Genomic DNA, 2,619 nt, shown 5'->3' with positions numbered 1-2,619 from the left:
CGGTATCAGAACTTGACGATGACCGGAATCTCTGCGGGCTTGATGCCCATGAGTTTGTCCAGATTCGACAGCACGATCGGGTTCACCTTGTCGGCTGCGCGCAGCTCGGTGATCCATTTGTCCACATAAGCCTGCCAGGTCTTGTCGGCCTCTTTGCGCAGGCCGGCGTTGGTGGTGGTGCCCTTGACGGGCTCGGGCACGATGAGGTGACCAATGTTGGGGTTTTTCTTGAGGATGCCGGCCGACACCGTAACCACCAGCGGCTGCACGTCGGCACGGCCGGTTTGCACTGCCATGGTGGCATCGTTGGATTTCTCAAAGCGCAAAATTTTGGCCTTGTCATACATGGCGGTCACCAGGTTGTCGTAGGAGGAACCCACATCGACCGCAATCGTCACCTCGGGTTTGTTCAGCTCGTCCCAGGTTTTGGCCTCGAAACCTTTTTTGGCAATCAGCGTGAAAGCGTTCTGGTACAGCGGCACGGTGAAGTCGATCACCTCGCGGCGTTGCGGTGTCGGGTTGAGGCCAAAGAAGATGTCGAGCTTGTTGGTCTGCAAATCGAGCACCGAGTTGCCCCAGGTGGTTTCGGTCACCACCAGCTTGACGCCCAGCCTGGCTGCCAGGTCTTTGGCCAGGTCCACCATGATGCCGCTCCACTCGCCAGTGACCAGATTTTTCTGGTAATTGGGCGGCGCACCGGCAACCGCACCCACGCGCAGGGTCTTGGTGCTGTTGATGCGCTCCCAGGTGGTTTGATCAGGCGCCTGCGCCAGCGCAGCGCCGGCAAAGCAGCTTGCCGCCAAGGCAGCCACAGCCATGGTGAAATGGCGTCGTTGTTTCAAGGTCATCGTCTTCTCCTGGTAAAGGCAAAATTGCCGGTTGCAAAAATCATGGATCGATCCCGCTTTGGCGCGTCATCGGCTAGTTATCGGCATAGGCGGCCAGCGCTGCCACCGACACCGGCCGAAGCGGCCAGCGCGGCACACTGCCGTGCAGGTCTTGAGGCTCAAACGCCACCCCCGCCTGGGCGGCCAGCGCCTGGGCGTTGCGCGCGCAAAAACGGCCCTGACAAGCCCCCATGGCAAAGCGCCCGACCACCCGAATTTCGTGCGCAGAGCCAGCGCCCTGCAATGCGGCAAAGCCCGAGGCACGCAAACCTTCGCAGCGGCAGACCACAGTCTCTGGCGCAAGCTCGGGGCTGATGCCGGTGCCGTCAGCCGGAGCCTGGTACAGCGTGCGCAGCGCCGCCTGCAAACGCCGGGCCGCCTGCAAGGGTGCATCCAGACTGGCCTTGGTACCTGCCTGGCCCAGAGCCGCTGCCACTTGCTGCGCAGCCCGACGGCCGTCTTGCACGGCAGCCTCGGCACCCAGCACCTCGCGGCAATCGCCCGCCCAAACCACGGGCAGACCCGCCGCTGTTTGCTGTGGCAAACCCGTCTGATTGACTTCAAGGCCGTCGTGCAAGGCCAGGTGCGCCACCTCGTACACCAGAGTCTGGCCGCACTGATTGAGCGCAGTCACGCGCAGCCCCTGTGCCAGCGCCTCAATGGCCGTGACCCGACAGCCGGTGTGATAGGGCACACGCGCGCGCCACAACTGGCGGGCATAGCCCAGTGCCTCGGCCACCGGCTGCCACCGGCGCAAGCCGTTGAAGGCCGCGCCAGGCTGCGCCAGCGCCGTGCCAAAAGGCGTGCCGCGCTCCAGCAGCGCCAAGGGCGGGTGACCGGCGGCGGCCAATTGGGCGGCATAAGCCAGCGGCAGCGGCCCGCTGCCGGCCACCAGAATCGGGCCCTGTGGTGCTTCACCGGTTTCCTTGAGCTGCACCTGCATGCCACCCACCGTGCTCACGCCCGGCAACTCCCACCCCGGCACTGGCAGCACGCGCTCGACCCCACCGACGGCCAGCACCACGGCGCGCGGGCGAACAGCGCGCACCCGAGCGGCAATCCGGTCATCAAGCAGGTAGCGGCCAGCACCCTCAACACCCAAAAAAACAGATTGCAATTGCAAGCTGAGCCGCCCACCTTCTTGCTGTGCCTGCTGCAGCTGCGCCAGCAAAGCCTGCCAACGGCGTTCATGGTGCGCATTGCGCTTGACCGGGCTGCGACCGAGCCCGGCGTAGGCACGGTGGATGGCACCGCCCAAACAGTCACGCTGCTCAGCCAGCAGCACACGCAAACCCATGGCGGCCAGCGCCACCGCAGCGGCCACACCGGCCGGGCCACCCCCCACCACCAAGACATCAGGCTGCAAATCAGGCGCTGACACGGTGCACCTCGCAAACTGGGGGCGCGGCCAGCGTCACTTGCACGCCAGCGCGCGCCGGTGTCAGACAGGCTTCTACCGGTGCCGCCCCGCTGATCGACACCAGGCAGGCCTGGCAGGCGCCGATGCCGCAAAAATAGCGGCCATGCAAGTGCCCCATGGCGGGCCCCAGGTCGTCCAGCCCCGCGCGGCGCAAGGCGGCGGCAAAGGTTTCCCCAGGCCGAAAAACGACCGGGTGACCCAACCAGAAGAATGTTTTGTCGATCATTTTTTCGCTGCTACGTTGGCACAAATTGAGTGATCGATTAAACCTCAAAACCAACCGCTCCCGAGCATGGACTGCCACGCTACGCT

The 2,619-nt window shown here is 64.5% G+C and carries 3 protein-coding genes; all 3 read right to left on the bottom strand.

The annotated features are described in order from the left end of the window. Positions 1-5 precede the first annotated feature (5 nt). Complete coding sequence (locus tag IBX54_RS14285; RefSeq protein WP_296543322.1) at positions 6-848, bottom strand: transporter substrate-binding domain-containing protein; 843 nt, start codon at positions 846-848, stop codon at positions 6-8. 73 nt (positions 849-921) lie between these two features. Beyond that, positions 922-2,268 (bottom strand): FAD-dependent oxidoreductase, encoded by a 1,347-nt coding sequence (locus tag IBX54_RS14280; RefSeq protein ID WP_296543321.1) that lies wholly within the window; start codon positions 2,266-2,268, stop codon positions 922-924. Beyond that, positions 2,255-2,533 (bottom strand): 2Fe-2S iron-sulfur cluster-binding protein, encoded by a 279-nt coding sequence (locus IBX54_RS14275; RefSeq protein WP_296543320.1) that lies wholly within the window; start codon positions 2,531-2,533, stop codon positions 2,255-2,257. Before IBX54_RS14275 ends, IBX54_RS14280 begins: the two co-directional genes overlap by 14 nt. Between the last annotated feature and the right edge of the window lie 86 nt (positions 2,534-2,619).

Source organism: Rhodoferax sp. (genome assembly GCF_014859475.1).
Taxonomy (GTDB): Bacteria; Pseudomonadota; Gammaproteobacteria; order Burkholderiales; family Burkholderiaceae_C; genus Rhodoferax.
This window is presented reverse-complemented; position numbering and strand designations above follow the sequence as displayed.